Below are 22320 nucleotides of genomic sequence, written 5' to 3' on the forward strand. Positions count from 1 at the left end.
ATGACTGCACCACTAATTTCCATCCGTAACCTATGCGTAGACTACATCACAGACGCGGGCGATGTCCGCGCCTGTAACAACGTGAGCTTCGACATTGCACCAGGTGAAGTATTCGGTCTGGCTGGTGAATCTGGCTGTGGCAAATCCACTGTTGCCTTCTCACTAATGCGCCTTCATAAGCCACCAGCGTTTATCACAGGTGGTGAGGTTATCTTCAACGGTGAAGATATCCTTCAGTACAGCGATGATCGCATGCAAGCGTTTCGCTGGAGTGAAATGTCGATGGTATTCCAGAGTGCGATGAACGCTTTGAACCCTGTTCTAACCATGGAAGAGCAGTTCTGTGACGTCATCATGCGTCATACCAATATGACTCGCGCTCAAGCAAAAACACGCGCTGAAGGTCTGCTGGAAATCGTTGATATCCACCCTAGCCGATTGAGTGATTACCCGCACCAGTTCTCTGGTGGTATGCGTCAACGTCTAGTAATCGCAATCGCTTTGGCTCTGAACCCAAAAATGATCATCATGGACGAACCGACTACCGCATTGGATGTAGTGGTTCAACGTGAAATTCTACAAAAAATTTACGCGCTTAAAGAAGAGTTTGGTTTCTCAATTCTGTTCATCACACATGACTTGTCATTGATGGTCGAGTTCTCGGATCGTATCGGCATCATGTACTCAGGTGAGTTGATTGAAGTCGCGCCTTCTAAGCAAATTCTGGAAAGTCCTTACCACCCTTACACCAAAGGTTTGGGTAGCTCTTTCCCTCCACTAACTGGACCAAAGACCAAATTGACTGGCATTCCAGGTAACCCGTTGAACTTGCTAGAAGTACCACGGGGCTGCCGCTTCCAAGCTCGTTGCGATCGCGTACATGAAGCATGTACACGTGTACCAACCCAATTACGTCAAATTGAACCAGGTCGCCTCTCAAATTGCCATTTGTACGGCGACACCATTGCTCAAGCTAAGGTTTAACAACAAAAAAACGCCAGCTAAGAACAAAAATTACACTGGAGAGAATTATGAGCAAACAATTCGGCGAACTGCTGATTGAGGGTAAAAATGTCGTTAAGGACTTCCCTTTAAACAGTAACTCAATCAAACAATCTAAGATGCGCGCAATCAACGACGTCTCTTTCAAAATGTACAAGAGCCGCGGCTTGTCAGTGGTAGGTGAATCTGGTTCAGGTAAGTCTACTACTGCCAAAATGATTGCAAAAATGTACGCACCAACCGATGGCATCATTGAATACAAAGGTCGTGATATCCAAGACATCACCTCTCGTCACGATTTAATGACCTACCGTGAAGGTGTACAAATGGTGTGGCAAGACCCGTTTGGCTCGCTAAACCCAACGCACAATATCTTCCACCATATTGCGCGCCCGCTGCTGATTCATAAGAAAGTAGCACCGTGCAACAAGAAAGAACTGGAAGAGCGTGTGTACGACCTACTTGAACAAGTTGGTCTTATTCCACCAAAAGAAACGGCGCAAAAGTTCCCGCACCAGCTATCTGGCGGTCAGCGTCAACGTGTAAACCTAGCTCGTAACATCGCAGTTGGTGCAGAAGTGGTATTGGCGGATGAGCCAACATCGATGCTCGATGTATCAATCCGTGCCGGTGTTCTGAACTTGATGGAAGAGATGAAGTTCGAGAAACAAATGTCTCTGCTTTACATCACTCACGACATCGCAACAGCGCGTTACATTGCTGAAGATCTTGCGGTCATGTACGTAGGTCACATGGTTGAATGGGGCGATACTGAAGAAATCATTCACGACCCTCAACACCCATATACGCAACTGTTGGTATCTGCGGTTCCAGATCCATCGAAGTCTATTCACGAGAAACTGAAAGGCAACAAAGGGGAAATCCCACTTTGGACACCAGAATCTGTCGGCTGTCCATTTGCTGGACGTTGTGTACACGCTACCGACAAATGTCGTGAACGACTACCAGGCGTCACTCAACTGTCCGACAACCACTTTGTCCGCTGTTACTTATTTGAAGATTAATCATAACGAGGGTCAGGTTCAGCCTGACCCATTCCTGTTTTTATCGTTTCCCGGAGACATTGAATGCTGCTACTGACTAACCACATTGGTTATGAACGTCTGGGCCCAAAGAAAGCCATTATCCAGACCGAACAACCACACTTGTCTTCTTACACTGCTCAATTGATTTGTGCCACTAGCGAGCAAACCGTGGCAACTTTTGCGGTTGAAGAACAAGGTAAAGTGGCGAACTGGCATCAGGGCTATTTCTACCTCATCGACTTTTCCTCTTTCACAACGTCAGGTGACTATTTCTTGCAAGTAGAAGATACGCGCTCTTCCTCTTTCATCGTTGGCGAACACATTCTGTTGGATCAAACTTTGTCAGATGTGATCCACTACTTCAAATCGCAACGTTGCGGCGGGATCTTCGATCAACAAGATCGACAACTTCCAGTACTAAACTCCAATAAAAAGGTTGATGTACACGGCGGCTGGTACGACGCATCAGGAGACGTTAGCAAGTATTTAAGTCACCTTTCATACGCGAATTATTTGAATCCTCAACAAACCCCAATGGTGGTTTGGAACATCCTAAAAGGGGTTTCGTTGCTTGAAGGAAGCGAAGACATTGCAGCTTTCACACGTACACGTCTGATTGAAGAAGCCCTGTTCGGTGCAGACTTTCTTGTGCGTATGCAAAACGAAAAAGGCTTTTTCTACATGACGGTCTTTGACAAGTGGAGCAAAGATACTGCGCAACGCGAGATTTGCGCGTACGAAACTCAACTTGGTCACAAATTTGACGACTATCAAGCAGGCTTTCGACAAGGTGGCGGTGTCGCCATTGCAGCGCTAGCGGCAGCATCGCGTTTAAGTGTTCACGGTGAATACGATCAACAAAAATACCGCAACGCTGCCGAAAATGGTTACTGGCACTTAAAAGAGCACAATACGCAGTACCTCAATGATGGGGAAGAAAACATTATCGACGAATACTGTGCGCTACTGGCTTGTGTAGAACTGTTTAAAGCAACCAAAGAAACTCGCTACTTGGAAGAGAGCCGTTTGTGGGCGCAACGTTTAGTTGCACGCCAAATGAGCGACGAGCAGATTCAACACTTTTGGTCAGCAAACCAAGACGGCAGCCGTCCATATTTTCACGCAGCCGAAGCTGGTCTACCAGTTATTGCCCTATGCGAATATCTATCAATTGAAGACGACTCAGCACGAGCGGAATCGGTAAAACGTATCGTCAACCTAGCGTGTGAGTTTGAGATCACAATCTCGAATAAAGTGATCAACCCATTCGGTTACCCTCGCCAATATGTTAAAGGCGTAAATGAGTCAAAACGCGAGGCATTTTTTGTCGCACACAACAATGAATCTGGCTATTGGTGGCAAGGCGAGAATGCTCGACTGGGCTCACTCGCGACCATGGCGTACCTTGCTCAACCGCATATAGCGTCGCAAGAAGTACAGCAACAACTTTCTGTGTTTGCTCAAGATGCATTGAACTGGATTGTAGGCTTAAACCCATACGACATGTGCATGCTAGATGGCCATGGTCGTAACAACCCTGATTACCTCCCTCAATATGGTTTCTTCAACGCAAAAGGTGGCGTGTGTAACGGAATCACTGGCGGCTTTGAAGACGAGGAAGACATTGCATTTAACCCACCAGCACAAAAAGAAGACGTGTTACAAAACTGGCGCTGGGGCGAACAGTGGATCCCGCATGGCGCTTGGTACTTACTCGCGATAATGAGTCAAGCTCAGCATGTTTCTCAGTTGGCGACCTCTAAAAATATGAAGGAAGAATAATCATGGGAATGTATTTTGTCGGTATCGATGGTGGCGGCACGTCATGTCGAGCCAGGATTAAAGATTCACAAGGTAATTTTCTTGGCGAGGCCAAAAGCGGCAGTGCCAACATCATGCTAGGTGCTGAAATAGCAATGGCTTCGATTCTTGAATCCATCACTTCGGCTACCGAGCAAGGCGGTCTGACACAACAAGATTTCGCGTCGATGCACGTCGGCTTAGCCCTTGCTGGCGCAGAGCACAAAGCATCTTGGCAAGCCTTCATGTCTCTTCCTCATCCATTTGCCAGTATGACTCTGAATACCGATGCCTACGGTGCGTGCGTTGGTGCGCACAATGGCGAAGATGGCGCAATCATGATTGCGGGAACCGGTTCTTGTGGCATCTACCTTAACGGATTGGAGCAACACGTTGTCGGTGGTCGTGAGTTCCCTATTTCGGATCAAGGTGGCGGCGCAGTGATGGGGCTACGCCTAGTTCAGCAAGTTTTGTTAGCTGAAGATGGCATCAGAGAAAAAACGCCCCTAGCACAACACGTTATGACGCATTTCGAAAATGAGGTCGACAACGTGGTGGCGTGGTCAAAACAGGCGCTTCCTCGTGATTATGGGCAGTTTTCTCCGGCTATTTTCCAACATGCGGAACAAGGCGATGCACTGGCCATTGAAATGCTGAAGCAAACCGCAGCGGATATAGAAATGTTTCTCGTGGCATTAAACAAGCGCGGCGCAACACGTATTTGTTTAATGGGCAGCATAGCTGAACGCATTGTACGTTGGCTTTCACCACCAGTTCAGCAATGGATTGTTGAGCCACAGTTTGACGCGATTGAAGGCGCAATTATGTTTGCTGGCAAACCAGAACATAACCTTTACTCGCTCAGTGCGGCGTAGGAGTAGATATGGAATATCGTGTTGATCTCGTAGTCCTTTCTGAGCAGAAACAAAACTGCCGCTTTGGCCTCACCTTTCATAACTTGAGCGACCAAGACCTAAACAGCTGGAGCTTAACTTTCGCTTTCGATCGTTACATTCTTCCAGACAGCGTTTCAAATGGTCAACTGACTCAAATTGGTAGTTTTTGCACACTTAAACCAGAAGGGGTGGTACTGGCTGCCAACCATCACTATTACTGTGAATTCAGTATTGGTTCGAACCCATTCCGTTATTACTCGGATGGCTTTAACGAAGCGATGATCAACTTTGTCGTTGATGGAAACCCACAGCGCGCACAAGTGGATGTCACGCCTATCGTATTAGCTTCACCATACCGTGAACGCAGTGAGATTCCGGCAAGTTTAACCCATGCACAGCCCTTGCTGCCAAAACCAAACCATATTGAGGTCAGCGATCACTATTTTAGCTTTGATCATCATGCTGGCGTCGCGGTTTATTCAAGCCTGGCCAATTCAGCTAAAGAATGGCTACTTGAAGAGCTTAAGCGCATTCACCAATTTGAGTTCGCATCAGACAATGGCAGTCAGATCATCTTCAAAGGCAACCCAACCTTGGATGAAGGCGCTTACAAACTGAAAGTAGCCGAAGAGTCAATCAAAATTGAAGCAGGATCTTCGTCTGGTTTTACCCATGCTTGTGCAACGTTATTACAACTAGTCAAAGTTGGCGATCAACCTAACTCAATGGAAGTAGTTTGCTGTTCAATCAAGGACAGGCCACGTTTTCGTTACCGCGGTATGATGCTGGATTGTGCTCGTCATTTTCACTCCGTTAAGCAAGTCAAACGCTTGATCAACCAACTGGCTCATTACAAGTTCAATACGTTCCATTGGCATCTTACCGACGATGAGGGTTGGCGAATTGAAATCAAATCACTGCCTCAACTGACCGATATTGGTGCTTGGCGCGGATTGGATGAGATCAATGAACCACAGTACACGCACTTTGATGAACGTTACGGCGGCTTCTACACACAAGAAGACATCAAAGACGTTATCGAATTTGCATCGCAACGCGGCATCACCATCATTCCTGAAATTGATGTACCTGGTCATTGCCGAGCCGCCATCAAGTCGTTACCACACCTATTGGTAGAAGCGGAAGATACCACCGAATACCGCAGTATTCAGCATTACAACGACAACGTCATTAACCCAGCTCTGCCGGGGAGCTATGAATTTATCGACAAAGTGCTAGAAGAAGTCTCTGCGCTTTTTCCTGCGCCTTACGTTCATATTGGTGCCGACGAAGTACCTAACGGCGTATGGTCAAAAAGCCCAGCATGCCAAGCACTAATGGAACAACTGGGTTACAGCGACTACAAAGATTTGCAAGGACACTTCTTGCGTTATGCCGAAGACAAACTTCGTAAATTGGGCAAACGCATGCTGGGCTGGGAAGAAGCTCAACACGGCGACAAAGTCAGTAAAGATACGGTGATCTACTCATGGCTAAGCGAAGAAGCGGCCTTGAACTGTGCTCGCCAAGGCTTTGATGTGGTGCTGCAACCAGCACAAACCACTTACCTAGATATGACCCAAGACTACGCACCTGAAGAACCGGGCGTGGACTGGGCAAACCCACTGCCACTAGAAAAAGCTTACAACTACGAGCCGCTCGCTGAAGTGCCTGCTGACGACCCAATACGTAAGCGCATTTGGGGCATTCAAACAGCATTATGGTGCGAAATTATCAATAACCAACCTCGCATGGACTACATGATCTTCCCTCGTTTAACTGCAATGGCAGAAGCATGTTGGACAGACAAACAACACCGAGATTGGACCGACTATTTATCACGCTTGAAAGGCCATCTACCTCTGCTTGATTTGCAGGGAGTGAATTACCGTAAACCGTGGAAGTAATACAAAACTGATGTCGAAACATCACGCTTGAAGAGTTTTTAAATTTTGGCTGCTGATGCAGCTTCGTAAAAAGGAAAGACACAAATGAAATACGGCTATTTCGATAACGAGAATCGCGAATACGTCATCACTCGCCCTGACGTACCAGCACCATGGACCAACTACCTAGGTACTGAGAAGTTCTGTACGGTTATCTCGCACAACGCGGGTGGCTACTCGTTCTACAACTCTCCAGAATACAACCGTGTTACTAAATTCCGTCCAAATGCGACATTCGATCGCCCAGGACACTACGTTTACTTGCGTGATGATGAGACAGGTGATTACTGGTCAATCTCTTGGCAACCAGTTGCGAAGAGCCTAGACGAAGCAAACTACGAAGTTCGTCACGGCTTGTCTTACTCTAAGTTCAAATGTGAATACAGCGGTATTACCGCAACAAAAACTCTGTTCGTGCCAAAAGGCGAAGACGCTGAAATCTGGGATGTAGTGATTAAAAACACCTCTGACAAACCACGTACGATCAGTGCATTCTCATTTGTTGAGTTCTCATTCAGCCACATTCAATCTGATAACCAAAACCATCAGATGTCTCTGTACTCGGCAGGTACGGCTTACAACGAAGGCGTGATAGAGTACGACCTGTACTACAACACCAACGATTTCGAAGGCTTCTACTACCTAGCTTCAACATTTGCCCCAGATTCATACGACGGCCAACGTGACAGCTTCCTAGGCCTATACCGTGACGAAGCAAACCCGTTAGCGGTAGAACAAGGTAAGTGTTTCAATACAGCGCAAACTTGTTACAACCACTGTGGCTCTTTGCATAAGCAATTTACTATTCAGCCGGGTGAAGAAGTTCGCTTTGCTTACATTCTCGGTATCGGTAAAGGCAACGGAGAGCGTCTGCGTGCTAAGTACCAAGACCTTGCAGAAGTCGACAACGCATTTGCGGGTATCAAAGCACACTGGGATGAGCGTTGTGGCAAGTTCCAAGTGAAATCACCAAACGAAGGTCTAGATACCATGATCAACGCTTGGACGTTATACCAAGCGGAAACGTGTGTGGTGTGGTCTCGCTTTGCTTCATTCATCGAGGTGGGAGGCCGTACTGGTCTTGGTTACCGCGATACAGCGCAAGATGCAATCTCAGTTCCTCACGCTAACCCAGCAATGACGCGCAAACGTATCGTTGACCTACTGCGTGGCCAAGTAAAAGCGGGCTACGGTCTACACCTATTCGATCCAGATTGGTTTGATCCAGAAAAAGCTGATGTTAAACCATCGAAGTCTCCAACCGTAGTTCCAACACCTTCTGATGAAGACAAAATTCACGGCATCGAAGACACTTGTTCCGATGACCATCTATGGCTAGTTCCAACCATCTGTAAGTACGTGATGGAAACCGGTGAGCACAGCTTCTTCGACGAAGTGATCCCTTACGCCGACGGTGGCGATGCAACGGTTTATGACCACATGAAAGCCGCGCTAGACTTCTCGGCTGAATACGTAGGTCAAACCGGTATCTGTAAAGGTCTGCGTGCAGACTGGAACGACTGTCTGAACCTAGGTGGCGGCGAATCGTCAATGGTGTCGTTCCTACATTTCTGGGCACTGCAGGAGTTCATCGACCTAGCGAAATACCTAGGTAAACAAGCCGACGTTGAAAAATACACGGTGATGGCAGCAAACGTTCGTGAAGCGTGTGAAACCCACCTTTGGGATGACGAAGGCGGTTGGTACATCCGTGGTCTGACGAAGAATGGCGACAAGATCGGTACTGCGCAACAAGCGGAAGGCCGAGTACACCTAGAGTCAAACACACTTGCGGTACTTTCTGGTGCGGTATCTCAAGAGCGCGGCGAAAAAGCGATGGACGCTGTCGATGAGAACCTGTTCTCTGAATACGGCCTTCACCTAAACTCACCATCTTTTGCAACACCGAATGATGATATCGGCTTCGTAACTCGTGTTTACCAAGGCGTAAAAGAGAACGGTGCGATATTCTCGCATCCAAACCCATGGGCTTGGGTAGCTGAAGCGAAACTGGGTCGTGGTGATCGTGCAATGAAGTTCTACGATGCGCTAAACCCATACAACCAGAACGACATCATCGAAAAACGTATTGCAGAACCATACTCATACGTTCAGTTCATCATGGGTCGTGACCACCAAGACCACGGTCGTGCAAACCACCCATGGTTAACAGGTACGTCAGGCTGGGCTTACTTCGCTGTTACCAACTTTATTCTTGGTGTGCGTACAGGCTTCGATGGCCTAACTATCGATCCATGTATCCCAACGAACTGGCCTGGTTTCGAAGTGACTCGCCAATGGCTAGGAGCAACGTACAACATCAAAGTCGTTAACCCAGACTCAGTAAGCAAAGGCGTTAAGTCGATTACCGTGAACGGTGAAGCTGTAAATGGTGCATCTGTACCAGTTCAAGCGGAAGGTTCAGTAAACGAAGTTATCGTTACTCTAGGTTAATCATCTTTTGGGGGAGTCCTTCTCCCCTTTTGATTTATCCGGTGCATTTATGTTTTACAAGTGCATCGGTTCGCTAGCAAAGATTTAAGACGCGGTGGGATGCCGCTCTTATCGAGGATCGAATCATGATCAAATTTGGTACAGGCGGTTGGCGTGCATTTATTGGTGAGGAGTTCACCAAAGATAACGTACGCTTGGTTGCCCAAGCAGTTGCAAACATCACGAATAACGAATCGGTTGCTGATCGCGGTTTTGTGATTGGCTATGACCGTCGTTTTCTTTCCGATAAAGCAGGTCGTTGGTTCGCTGAAGTTCTAGCAGCAAACGGCATTATGGTTAGCTTTATCGACAAATTTGTCCCAACACCTATCGTAATGTTTAAAGCGAAAGAAATGGGCTGCGCATACTCGGCATGTATTACCGCATCACACAACCCTGCCGATTACAACGGCATTAAAGTCTTCATTGAAGGTGGTCGTGACGCAGATGAAATCATCACCCAAAAAATCGAATCACAAATAGACGCGCTCACTGCGCAAGATGTAAAAAGCGTCGACTTTGAACAAGCGGTTGAAGATAAGCTGATTGAAATCATCAATCCGATGAACGAATTCGTTGACTCAATCATCGACTTTATCGACATCGGAGCGATCAAGAAGGCGAATTTACGTGTTTTGATCGACCCAATGTTTGGTGTCGCGAAAAACGCACTGCAAACCGTATTAATCAACGGCCGCTGTGACGTTGATGTGATTAACGATGGCAAAAACCCAGACTTCGGTGGGTTAATGCCTTCGCCAAGCGCTGCAACACTCTACCGTTTGATGCACCTAGTGAAAGAGCAAGGTTACGATATTGGCATCGGTACTGATGGCGATGCGGACCGTCTTGGTATTATCGACGAAAAAGGTAACTTCATTCATCCAAATGAAGTGCTACTGCTGCTTTACTACTACCTACTTGAATACAAAGGCTGGAAAGGCTCCGTGGTACGTAACATCGCAACCACCCACCTTCTCGATAAAGTCGCCGAAGATCATGGCGAGAAATGCTTTGAGGTTCCTGTAGGCTTTAAGCACATCAGCTCCCAAATGGAAGCGGATGACTCACTGATTGGCGGGGAAAGCTCTGGTGGCCTAACCATTCGCGGCCACATCAAAGGTAAAGACGGCGTATTCGCATCAAGCCTATTGGTAGAAATGATTTCAGTAACCGGCAAGAAGCTGTCTGAGTTGCTGGATGAAATCTACGGCAAGTACGGCTATGCCTACATGGCAGAAGGCGATTGCAAGTTCAAACCAGCGCAAAAAGACGTACTGTTCAACAAGATTTATGTTGAAAAGCAGTTGCCTGAGTTTGAGTTTGAAATCGAAAAAGTCAGCTATGAAGATGGTGCGAAAGTCTACTTCAAGAACGGCGGTTGGATCATCGCTCGCTTCTCTGGCACTGAGCCACTGCTACGAATTTTTGCAGAGATGCAAGATAAGGACACTGCGGAACGTGTTCTTCAACAGTTTAAAGACTTCTTGTCTTTATAACTGAACCTTGTGCCCGCTTCGAGCACTATGATGAGAGTCAACGCTGTCTGAAAAGGCGCTCATCAACAGGAGAAGAGCACTTGCCCGGCTCCACAGCCGGGCTTTTTTATTGTATGTTGGGAAGTCGTAAACGAGATAGAAAAGATACTCAGGAGCGTTAAGCAAATGCCAGGACGCCTTGCGTTTCAATTTTCACCGCGACGGACTCACCTATATTTAATGCTTGCGAAGCTGTAGCTAACAAACGGTCACCATTCGCGTTAATCACATAACGGCAGTGATCACCCATAAAATGCTGTTCCAATACGGTTACCGAACTATCTTCATCGGATTGAATTTGCACATGCTGCGGTCTTAGCAGTAAAGAGCACTCCGCCTGTACTGGAATATCTTGTTGAGCCGTGGCGTCAACCACGCCCAAGTGGGTTTCATATTCTGAATTCGAAACCCGTTTAGCAGCAAGGTAACTGCCACCACCTAAGAAATCAGCGACAAATTTACTTGAAGGCTGGTAGTAAAGCTCAGATGCTGTGCCATATTGCTCGATGACTCCATTGTTCATCACTGCCATTTTATCGGCGAAAGCAAAAGCCTCTTCACGGCTATGCGTAACAAAAATGGCAGTCACACCTTGGGCCTTAAAAATCTTACGGATCTCACTTATCAACTCATGGCGAACTTGCGTATCAATATTAGAAAACGGTTCATCAAGTAACAATAAGTCTGGGCTGTAAGCTAATGAGCGAGCAATCGCAACACGCTGCTGCTGTCCACCAGACAATTGATGAGGATAACGATCGCCATAACCTTGAAGATGCACGAGTTCTAACATCTCTTGAACTTTGGCATTTTTCTCTTTTGTCGAGCACTGCTTTAAGCCAAAGGCAATGTTTTGCTCCACCGTCAAGTGAGGAAAAAGTGCGTAATCTTGGAAAATCATCCCGATATTACGCTGTTCTGGCGGCAACCAGTTTTCCCCATCATCAATTGTGACGCAATTTAGACTCATTTCGCCTGACGTTAACGGCAATAATCCCGCAACGGCCTTTAATAGTGTTGTTTTCCCACAGCCACTGGCTCCTAGCAAACAGACAATCTGCCCTTGTTCTACCTCAAGAGACAATGATTCGAGTACAGTTTGATCGTCATATTGGCACGTTAGGTTTTTAATTGATAATGCACAGCTCATCAGTGATTTTGCTCCAGTGAACGGTTAACAACAACAAGCGGGATCAACCCAACAAGAACCAACAGAACCGCTGGCAAAGCGGCCAATTCTAAATGCTCATCCGAGGCGAAGTTATAAACGTATGTGGCTAGTGTTTCAAAGTTAAACGGACGAAGTAACAAAGCCGCATTAAGCTCTTTCATCGACTCGATAAACACTAATAAAGCCGCAATCAGTGCACCGCGCTTAACCAGCGGAAAGTGCACGCGCCACAGCATGGCATTGGGCTTACAACCCATAGTGCGCGATGCCATATCTAACGACGGAGAAATTTTATTTAAATTACTTTCGATACTACCAATCGCTACCGCGGAAAAGCGCACAACCATGGCAAATACTAGTGCGAACATGGAACCAGAAAAGATAAGTCCCGGCCTTCCCCACTCCATGGCTTTAGCAACATCGTTGACACGATGATCCATAAACAGCACAGCGACCATCACACCGATGGCTAGTACCGTTCCTGGTACTGCATAGCCCATAGAAGAAAGACGCATAAATGCCAAGCTTTCTCGTTTACCACTGACTCGATGGGTAAAGTTAACGATCAGTGCGACAGCAACACCAATAATCGCAGCAATAACAGACACAACTAAGCTATTCCATGCGTATTCACGAAACTCTGAGGTCCAACTCTGCGCAAAATAAGTGATCGCATAATCAATCAGCTGTAGTAGCGGCAAAATAAAAGCGACTGAAACCAAGCCCCAACACCAAACCAGTGCGGTCCACTTTTTCCAGCCCGTCAACTCGTAACGAAAATCTTCGTGACTGTTAAATTGGCTTTGAAAAAGCTTTTGTTTACGGCGGCTGTATCGTTCGGCACTAAGAAGCAGTACTACAATGACGAGCATCATGGCAGAAATCTTGGCTGCCGCATTAAGATTAGAGTACCCCAACCAAGTATCGTAGACCGCTGTGGTTAACGTATTCACCGCGAAGTAACTTACCGTACCAAAGTCACCGATGGTCTCCATTGCGACCAATGATAAACCTACTGCGATAGAGGGTCTTACTAACGGCATCGAGATGCGCCAAAAGCTTTCCCATGGAGAGCACTTGAGCAAACGCGCGCTTTGCAATAAAGATACATTTTGCTCCATAAACGCAGCCCGGCACAATAAATACACGTAAGGATACAACACCAAAGCCAACACAAAGGTCGCACCAGGCAACGTACGAATGTCAGGGAACCAATACTCGCCAGGTCCCCATCCGGTTACATCACGCAAAAAGATCTGAATCGGGCCTGCAAAATCAAACCAATCAGTAAAAATATAACCAATGATATAACCTGGCATTGCAAGAGGTAGCACCAATGCCCACTGCAACCATTTTTCGGTCGGCAGTTTACACATGGCCATTATCCAAGCGCTTGGAATACCAAGAATTAAGGACAGCACCATTACGCCAACAGTTAGCGCAACCGTGTTAAAAATATAAGTCGGCATGACCGTTGCCATTAAATGAGCAAACAAATCATCCGTTTCACCAATTGCGGTGTAGAAGATCGCTAAGATCGGCAAAACCAGTAGCAGAGTTATTACCCCACTACTGGTTTTCCATAAAGAGTGTTTATCTTTCATCGCCTAATTACTGCAAGGCTGTATGAAATACAAATGCTGTTGCAAATACATCTCATATCCTTTAATCAAATGGGGGTACTGTTATACCCCCACAAGGAATTAAAGGTCAAATTTCACTTCATCTAATAGCTTAATTGCCGCTTCGTGGTTGGCTGCAATATCGTCTAGAGAAAGCTTGTCTGCTTTAAAGTCACCCCAAGATTCCACAAGCTCAGAACGCTTCACGCCTTCTTTAACTGGGTACTCGTAGTTAACTTCTGCGTACATTTGCTGCGCTTTGTCACCCGTTAGGAATTCCATTAGCTTCACAGCATTGTCTTTGTTTGGAGAGTACTTAGCCATCGCCATACCAGAGATATTCACGTGAGTGCCTGTAGTCTCTTGGTTAGGGAAGTTGATGTAAACTGCATCAGCCCAAGCTTTTTGCTCTTTGTCGTTAACCATTTTACCTAGGTAGTAGCTGTTACCTAGAGAAACATCACATAGGCCTTCTTTGATCGCTTTAACTTGTGCACGATCGTTGCCTTGTGGTTTGCGAGCAAGGTTTGCTTTCACGCCTTCTAACCACTCTTTGGTTTCTGCTTCGCCATTGTGAGCAATCATTGCTGAAACTAGAGAAACGTTGTACGGGTGCTTACCGCTACGAGTACAAATTTTACCTTTGAACTCTGGCTTAGCTAAGTCTGCGTAGTTGAAATCTGCGCCTAGTTTACCTACGCGATCACGTGATGAATAAACGCTACGAGAACGTAGAGTTAGAGCAAACCACTCATTCTCTTTATCTTGGTATTGAGCAGGTACGTTTTCTTCAATGATTTTGCTATCGACTTTCTGAACTAAACCTTTGTTTGTCAGTTCAGCTAGACGGCTGATGTCTGTCGTAAGAATAACGTCAGCAGGGCTGTACTCACCTTCTTGAGCTAGCTTTTCTGCTAAGCCTTTTTTAGCAAATTTTACGTTTACTTTGATACCAGTTTCTTTAGTGAACTCATTGAACATAGGTTCAACTAGGAAAGGTTGACGGTAAGAGTAGACGTTCACTTCTTCAGCAGCCATTGCTGTTGGAGCTAGAGTAGCGCAAGTTAGTGCTGAAAGAGTTAGCAGTTTTTTCATTGTTTAATCCTTTACCATGCTAATGATAACGTTTATCAGTTGCGTTATTATATGTATGTTCAATAAGAAGACAATGACGAATATTAAAAAACCTGCTCATCGGAGCAGGTTTTATTGTGTTAAGTGTGTAACCATTTATTACAAGCTAATGATTATTTCACCGTAACAAACTCTGGGTAAGCACCAACACCACAATCATGCATGTCCATACCTTCCATTTCTTCATCTTCTGTAACGCGAATCCCAACGGTCGCTTTCAAGATTGCCCACACAACTAGGCTAGCACCAAATACCCAAGCAAAGATAACTACGGCACCTAAAAGCTGTGCACCAAACGTTGCATCACCGTTGCTCAGTGGCACTACCATTAGGCCGAAGAAACCACACACACCGTGAACTGAGATAGCACCTACTGGATCGTCAATTTTAAGTTTATCTAGAGCAATGATACTGAATACTACTAGTGCACCCGACACCGCACCAATCGCAACCGCGTACAGTGGTGATGGCGATAGAGGGTCTGCAGTGATGGCAACCAAGCCAGCTAGCGCGCCATTGAGGATCATCGTTAAATCGGCTTTACCCCAAGTAGTTTTACAAACGAATAGCGCCGCAATTGCACCAGCAGCCGCTGCTGCGTTAGTGTTTAGAAAGATCTGACCTACCGCTGTAGCATTCTCAAAATCTGAAACCATCAACTGAGAACCACCGTTAAATCCAAACCAGCCAAACCAAAGGATAAAAGTACCCAACGTTGCCAAAGGCATGTTAGAACCTGGAATCGGATAGATTTCACCATTTTTACCGTACTTACCCTTACGCGCGCCAAGCAGTAACACACCAGCAAGAGCAGCAGAAGCACCTGCCATATGTACGATACCAGACCCCGCAAAGTCACTAAATCCAGCTTCTGCTAGGAAGCCTCCACCCCATGTCCAGTAACCTTCCATTGGATAGATAAACGCAGTTAAAATCGCAGAGAAAATCAAGAAAGACCAAAGCTTCATGCGCTCAGCTACCGCACCAGAAACGACGGACATAGCAGTTGCAACGAAGACAACTTGGAAGAAGAAGTCAGACTCTAAAGAGTGGTCGGCCCCTTCACCTTGAGTACCAATTAGCGTACCAAATGAAGGTAACCAGCCTCCTTCTCCATTATCGACATACATGATGTTATAACCGACAATCAAAAACATCGTACATGCGATGGCGTACAAACAGATGTTCTTCGTAAGAATTTCTGTTGTGTTTTTAGAGCGCACAAGGCCAGCCTCTAGCATCGCAAAGCCTGCTGCCATCCACATTACCAACGCACCGGAAATGAGGAAGAAAAAGGTGTCAAGTGCGTAACGTAACTCGGTTACTGTTGTTGCTAATTCCATAATAAGTATCTCCAATCCTTTGAATTCTTAAAGTGCTTCTGCGTCCATTTCGCCAGTTCGGATACGCACCGCTTGGTTCAGATCGTAAACAAAAATTTTACCGTCGCCGATTTTTCCGGTTTGCGCAGCTTTTGTAATTGCTTCAACAACGCGATCTACATTGTCTGCGTGAGTCGCGATTTCAATTTTCACCTTTGGTAGAAAATCGACTTGATACTCTGCACCGCGATACAATTCCGTGTGACCTTTTTGACGACCGAACCCTTTAACTTCTGATACTGTCATCCCTTCGATACCGACATCAGCCAATGCTTCTCGTACATCGTCTAATTTAAACGGCTTAATAATGGCATTGATTATTTTCATTGAGTTATCTCCGAAGCTTTCATCCTGAAACACTTCTTATAATCCAATCTACGTGCCAAGTTTTTAAGTTATTGAATAATAAAAACTAACCTCAATTTACATATCTATAAACAAAAAGGGCGCACCATATCGGTGCGCCCTTTTCACAAATTTAAAGCAACGGCAGAGAAGTTACCCAAAACTGTGCATTAAATGTTCAAAAAGTCTTTCCACTGTTCGATAAGTGCCATGAAATCCTCTATCCCACAACTTGCTGTACTTTCTGCATTGTAGAAGTCGAACTCACTTTCCATCTCGACATCATATTCATGGGCTAATGCGTTTTCTTGTACAAGAACTTCGTCGCCCTGAATCATCAAGCTAATTTCCGTGCCTGTTAGGTTATGCTCCTGAGAAGGCGCTGAAAATGACCGCTCAATTAGCTTTTCAACCTGTGCAATCTTCATCGGATCTTTGCCAATTTCTTCTTGCAACCAGCGCCCTACAATCTCATGTCCCATGCTACATTTTACGTAGTACTCGCCCATCAACGTGTTACGAATGAATTCAAATTCCACCGAGATTGCCTATTTCGTATCAATTTGGTGCGAGTATAGCGAATTGCTCCCATAAAAAAAGCACCTCATATGAGGTGCTTTCGAATTGTGCATTTCTGATTATGCCGGTTCTTGGAAGATCACTTCGTCCGCTTTCTTGGTGTATTGATCCATTTTATGGAAGTTCAAGTAGCGGTATGTATCCGTTGCCGTAGCGTCGATTTGCTTCGCGTATTCTAGGTATTCTTCTTTGGTTGGAATCTTACCTAGAATTGCACCTACTGCAGCTAGCTCAGCTGACGACAGGTAAACATTCGCACCAGTACCCAGACGGTTCGGGAAGTTACGCGTTGAAGTCGACATTACTGTTGATTTATCTGCAACACGCGCTTGGTTACCCATACAAAGTGAACACCCTGGCGTTTCAATACGCACCCCTGCACGTCCGAAGATACCGTAGTAGCCTTCTTCAATCAGTTGGTCTTTATCCATCTTTGTTGGTGGCGCTACCCAAAGGCGCGTTGCTAACTGGCCATTGAACTTATCAAGCAATTTACCTGCTGCGCGGAAGTGACCGATGTTCGTCATACAAGAGCCGATGAACACTTCATCAATCGCTGTGCCTTGTACTTCAGACAACAAACGAGCGTCATCTGGGTCATTCGGTGCACATAGTACTGGCTCATTGATTTCAGCCATATCGATTTCAATCACATGTGCGTATTCAGCGTCTTTATCTGCTTGCATCAGCTCAGGGTTTGCTAGCCACTCTTGCATTGCAGTAATGCGGCGCTCGATAGTACGGCGATCACCGTAGCCTTCAGAGATCATCCACTTCAGCATCACGATGTTAGAGTTTAAGTACTCTTCGATCGACTCTTGAGACAATTTCACAGTACAACCTGCCGCAGAACGCTCTGCAGATGCATCAGAAAGCTCAAATGCTTGCTCAACCGTTAGCGTTTCTAAGCCTTCAATCTCAAGGATACGGCCAGAAAATTCGTTGATCTTGCCCGCTTTTTCTACCGTTAGTAGCCCTTGCTGAATCGCGTAGTAAGGGATGGCATGAACAAGATCACGCAGTGTAATACCCGGTTGCATTTCACCTTTAAAACGAACCAAGATTGACTCTGGCATGTCTAGCGGCATAACGCCTGTCGCAGCTGCAAAGGCAACCAAGCCCGAGCCAGCTGGGAATGAAATACCCAGAGGGAAACGAGTATGTGAGTCACCACCCGTACCAACAGTATCCGGCAGTAGCATACGGTTCAGCCATGAGTGGATAATACCGTCACCAGGACGAAGAGATACACCACCGCGGTTCATAATAAAGTCCGGAAGTGTATGGTGAGTGTTAACGTCTACTGGTTTTGGATAAGCCGATGTGTGACAGAAAGACTGCATGACAAGATCAGCAGAGAAGCCGAGACACGCCAAGTCTTTAAGTTCATCACGAGTCATAGGGCCAGTAGTATCTTGCGAACCTACTGTCGTCATTTTCGGCTCACAGTAGGTACCAGGGCGAATGCCTTCTACGCCACACGCTTTACCAACCATTTTCTGTGCAAGCGTGTAACCCTTGCCAGAATCTGCGATTTCACCAGGTTTACGGAATACGTCCGAAGGCTCAAGACCTAGAGACTGGCGCGCTTTGTCTGTCAAACCACGACCGATGATCAATGGGATACGACCACCAGCACGAACTTCATCAATCAGTACTTCTGTTTTTAGCGAGAACTCAGCTAGAACCTCACCAGTTTCGTGGTTGCAAACTTTACCTTCATATGGGTAAACATCGATAACATCGCCCATGTTGAGCTTAGTTACGTCAACTTCAATTGGTAGTGCGCCAGCATCTTCCATTGTGTTAAAGAAGATAGGGGCAATTTTGCCACCAAGCACATACCCACCAGCTCGTTTGTTTGGAACGTAAGGGATATCATCACCCATAAACCAAAGCACTGAGTTGGTTGCCGATTTACGTGAAGAGCCAGTACCAACAACATCACCAACGTAAACCAATTGATGACCTTTGTCTTTTAACTCTTCAATTTGCTTGATCGGGCCAATAGTACCCGGTTGATCAGGGTTTATTCCTTCACGCTCGTTTTTAAGCATCGCCAGTGCGTGTACTGGAATATCAGGGCGAGACCAAGCGTCAGGTGCAGGTGAAAGGTCATCCGTGTTCGTTTCACCTGTTACTTTAAATACGGTTAGAGTGACTTTTTCTTCAAGCTTAGGCTTAGAAAGGAACCACTCAGCATCAGCCCATGATTGAAGTACTTTCTGTGCATGCGCATTGCCTGCTTTCGCTTTCTCTTCTACGTCATAGAAAGCATCAAACATCAGCAGCGTATGAGACAGCGCTTTTACTGCGATCTCTGCCAGTGCTTCATCATCCAATAGCTCAACTAGCGGTTCGATGTTGTAACCACCTTGCATAGTGCCTAGCAGTTCAGCCGCTTTTTCACGACTCACTAATGGTGATTTAACTTCACCTTTTGCTACTGCTGTTAGGAAACCCGCTTTTACATAAGCAGCTTCATCAACACCTGGAGGGATACGGTTTTCAAGTAGGTCAAGAATGACTTCTTCTTCACCTTGCGGGGGATTTTTCAGAAGTTCTACAAGTCCAGCAACTTGTTCTGCGTCTAGCGGTTTAGGAACAACTCCTTCAGCAGCACGCTCTTCGACGTGTTTACGGTAGGCTTCAAGCACGACTTTTTCCTCTCATTGCGGTTCCTCCTCTATTATTACTATTGTTAAAGTAAAGGAGTGAACATCCTTGGAAACTTGGCTCTCCATTGCCCTTGTTTTCATTCAATTATGATTGAGAAACAGCGCCGTAGAGGCCAAACTGTGGGCAAAATAATAGCAAATTTAACCTTAAATTAAAATCTTATCATTTTGACCAACATAGCAACTTACGACTAAAGTTCTGCTAATTTTGACCAAATATGCCAAGTTTTTGCTTTCTCATACCCGATTAATTAAACGATGTTCCTACGATCAAATACACTGCATCCAAATCTTGCTCGGTACGACCGTATGCCAACATTATTGGTCCTATTGGTGAGTCAACACCAAAGAAGATGGAGCCAGCATTGTAAAGCGGCGCTTCGTTTAGTTTCAGATCATTATCAGACCAAACACCGCCATATTCGACCGATGCGCCCAGGTAGACTGGAGCTTCAAACAATCCGAAATCATTATCAAACCACTTATATCGGTACACCAAACTGCTGAAAAATAAGTTCTGTCCGATCAGGCTATTTCTTGGGATTCCAGATAGACTTAAAAAGCCGCCCAACTCTCTGGGATCAAGCGGTAAAGATGAGTTTTTACTCTCTACAAAACTATATTCAGCATGTCCGACTAAAGTATGACGCTGATGACTCACTGCACCTTTAAATCGTGCAGAGATTTCATAAACGGTATCTTCAATAATTTTGTCAGTTTCTAAAAGGCTAACGCCCTGAGGACTTTGATCATGAGACACTAAATATTCGAGATCGACTAAAAGCCCACGAGTCGGAAATGCGAAATCATCGAGTGTATCTAGGCGATAATTGGCAAACAGGCCACGACGTTCAAAATCCAATTTACCAGCAGAAGCCAAAGTAGAAAGCTCAATATCTCCGGTTGAGTAGCGAGCGCCAAATCGAAGTTCTTGCCACAATGTGGGTTGGATACCTATCGCTACCTCTGTTGTAAAATCATCGTAAGTGACCGGAAAAAAGTCATTTACTGACTCTAAATCTGGTGCTTGAGGCTCTGTTAAAGGTAAGTTTCGGCTCTCACTGCCATAGGAAATACGCCCCGATACAAAAAGTTCTTGGCTAGATAAAACAGGGGAATACAACTCAGCTTCAATCAGCTTATCCGTGCCCATTTCTACGTTGAACGCCAACTCCGCGCCATGAGAGTTCAAGTTGGTAAAGTTGGTTGATATCCCTATGCCGTACTGGCTATCTGTATCGAAGTCATCTTCAAGAAAAAATCGGAAGTTGAGATAATTAGGCCCCCACGACTTCTCGTTAACATCAAAAACCAACAATGTCTCACCATCAACCTCTTCAAAGTGATAAGTGATGAGCTCGAACCGATCTAACGCGTAGAGGTTTTCAACGGCTTTCTCAATTTCGGCCGTTGAAATACGACGTCCGGTTTCTAATTCAATACGATTCGTCAACAACACATCGCTGTAGTGCGTGTTATTTACAATCACAATGTCATCAACCACACGCTGATCGCCATAAATCAGAGTTTTACGAACTTCTTGTTTGCGGTCGATGTATTTTTGATAGTCCGCGTTGGACAAGCGTAACTCTTTCAGCTTGTCTTTTAATTGCTTGGTAATATCGTACCCAGCTTGAAAAGCCCAAGGCATTTTGTCGAACTCGACGGTTTCCATGGTGCCCACATTGGGACGAATATAGATATCTTGAGGTTCAAGCTCGTCCACTTGCTGTTGTGTACTACGACGAACGAGATAGTTAGAGAGTTGGTCCGCGACAGTAAACAGCCCCGTAAATTCATCTTCGGTTTTGTAGTCGGTGCTAATATCGACGGCAATAACGACATCAGCCCCCATGGCGCGAGCCACATCGACAGGCATGTTATTGACGACGCCGCCATCAACAAGCATATGGCCATTGAGCTTATAGGGAGGAAGCGCTCCTGGTACAGACATGCTAGCCATCATGGCGTCCACAAGGTAACCATTGCCCAGTACGACTTCTTCTAGGGCAAGAATATCAGTCGCAACAGAACGATAAGGAATGGCAAGATCATCAAAAGAATCGAATCGCCCTAAGTTCCCTGTAGTCTCACGCAATACTCGCAACATGTTCTGGCCTTGCACCACACCCGTTGGTGCTCGTACCTCACCGAACCTTAAGCCGAGATCGGTATTAATTTGATAGCGGTCTTCATACTCTTTGTCACGAACTCGACGTTGGCTACGGTCAACACGATCTCGATAACCGCTGCCCCAATCGACGGTGTAGATAAAACTCTCGATTTCATCAGCACTCATACCCGTGGCATAAAGCCCACCCACATAGGCGCCCATACTGGTACCGGTCACAATATCGACAGGGATCTGCATTTCTTCCAATGCTTTTAAAACCCCAATGTGTGCCGCCCCTTTCGCTCCTCCACCAGCGAGCACAACCGCCACCTTTGGTCGAGGTTCCAAGTCATCCGTTTTTGTTAGAGAGTTTGCGAGGGAAACAGAAGGAGTGATCATCAAAAAGGTACTAACCCAAAGCGCAAAGTTGCGAACCGATGGGCTTGATAACAGCTTTTTGAACATTCACTTCTTCCTTTATTGAATATCTGATCAAGTAGGGCGTGCTAGCAGTACTGTACTAACACGCCCTAATATGTACTAAGAATTAATCAGATAAACAAGCTAATGTTGTT

Annotated in this window: 15 protein-coding genes; 7 read left to right on the top strand and 8 right to left on the bottom strand. The window is 45.9% G+C overall.

Going from position 1 to position 22320, the window contains the following annotated elements; genetic code table 11:
* The 7 genes from IQP38_RS24810 to IQP38_RS24840 all read left to right on the top strand — a co-directional run bounded on the left by IQP38_RS24810 (nt 1) and on the right by IQP38_RS24840 (nt 10682).
* On the top strand, nt 1-984 hold the full coding sequence (locus IQP38_RS24810; protein ID WP_005380040.1) for an ABC transporter ATP-binding protein: 984 nt from the start codon (nt 1-3) through the stop codon (nt 982-984).
* Between the two features lie 47 nt (nt 985-1031).
* Nucleotides 1032-2027, top strand: coding sequence for an ABC transporter ATP-binding protein (locus IQP38_RS24815; RefSeq protein WP_053304111.1), 996 nt, complete (start codon nt 1032-1034; stop codon nt 2025-2027).
* 63 nt (nt 2028-2090) lie between these two features.
* Nucleotides 2091-3830, top strand: a complete 1740-nt coding sequence (locus tag IQP38_RS24820; protein ID WP_053349851.1) for a glycoside hydrolase family 9 protein — start codon at nt 2091-2093, stop codon at nt 3828-3830.
* Between the two features lie 2 nt (nt 3831-3832).
* Nucleotides 3833-4723, top strand: a complete 891-nt coding sequence (locus IQP38_RS24825) for an N-acetylglucosamine kinase (protein WP_005380046.1) — start codon at nt 3833-3835, stop codon at nt 4721-4723.
* A gap of 8 nt (nt 4724-4731) precedes the next feature.
* Entirely contained in the window at nt 4732-6651 is a 1920-nt protein-coding gene (locus IQP38_RS24830; protein WP_193838120.1) for a beta-N-acetylhexosaminidase, read from the top strand.
* Between the two features lie 84 nt (nt 6652-6735).
* Nucleotides 6736-9144, top strand: coding sequence for a GH36-type glycosyl hydrolase domain-containing protein (locus tag IQP38_RS24835; protein WP_193838121.1), 2409 nt, complete (start codon nt 6736-6738; stop codon nt 9142-9144).
* Nucleotides 9145-9269: 125 nt separating this feature from the next.
* Nucleotides 9270-10682, top strand: coding sequence for a phosphoglucomutase/phosphomannomutase family protein (locus IQP38_RS24840; protein ID WP_005380053.1), 1413 nt, complete (start codon nt 9270-9272; stop codon nt 10680-10682).
* A gap of 157 nt (nt 10683-10839) precedes the next feature.
* On the opposite strand, the gene IQP38_RS24845 is transcribed toward IQP38_RS24840, so the two are convergent.
* The 8 genes from IQP38_RS24845 to IQP38_RS24880 form a co-directional block, all read right to left on the bottom strand.
* Nucleotides 10840-11871, bottom strand: coding sequence for an ABC transporter ATP-binding protein (locus IQP38_RS24845; RefSeq protein ID WP_193838122.1), 1032 nt, complete (start codon nt 11869-11871; stop codon nt 10840-10842).
* The gene (locus IQP38_RS24850; RefSeq protein ID WP_025768193.1) at nt 11871-13496 is read right to left on the bottom strand and encodes an ABC transporter permease; all 1626 of its coding nucleotides are present in this window, start codon (nt 13494-13496) and stop codon (nt 11871-11873) included. The genes IQP38_RS24845 and IQP38_RS24850 overlap by 1 nt, the downstream gene beginning before the upstream one ends.
* Before the next feature lie 99 nt (nt 13497-13595).
* Entirely contained in the window at nt 13596-14609 is a 1014-nt protein-coding gene (locus IQP38_RS24855; RefSeq protein WP_005386566.1) for a Fe(3+) ABC transporter substrate-binding protein, read from the bottom strand.
* 152 nt (nt 14610-14761) lie between these two features.
* Nucleotides 14762-15991, bottom strand: coding sequence for an ammonium transporter (locus IQP38_RS24860; RefSeq protein WP_047102648.1), 1230 nt, complete (start codon nt 15989-15991; stop codon nt 14762-14764).
* 27 nt (nt 15992-16018) lie between these two features.
* Nucleotides 16019-16357, bottom strand: a complete 339-nt coding sequence (locus tag IQP38_RS24865) for a P-II family nitrogen regulator (protein ID WP_005386570.1) — start codon at nt 16355-16357, stop codon at nt 16019-16021.
* A 188-nt stretch (nt 16358-16545) separates the two neighbouring features.
* Nucleotides 16546-16914, bottom strand: coding sequence for a YacL family protein (locus IQP38_RS24870; protein ID WP_017635908.1), 369 nt, complete (start codon nt 16912-16914; stop codon nt 16546-16548).
* Between the two features lie 99 nt (nt 16915-17013).
* Complete coding sequence (gene acnB / locus IQP38_RS24875; RefSeq protein ID WP_005380009.1) at nt 17014-19611, bottom strand: bifunctional aconitate hydratase 2/2-methylisocitrate dehydratase; 2598 nt, start codon at nt 19609-19611, stop codon at nt 17014-17016.
* A 268-nt stretch (nt 19612-19879) separates the two neighbouring features.
* A complete protein-coding gene (locus IQP38_RS24880) occupies nt 19880-22210 on the bottom strand; it encodes a patatin-like phospholipase family protein (RefSeq protein ID WP_064376528.1) in 2331 nt (776 codons plus the stop codon).
* Nucleotides 22211-22320: the final 110 nt, after the last annotated feature.

The sequence above is a fragment of the Vibrio sp. OPT41 genome (assembly GCF_015163595.1).
GTDB lineage: Bacteria > Pseudomonadota > Gammaproteobacteria > Enterobacterales > Vibrionaceae > Vibrio > Vibrio alginolyticus.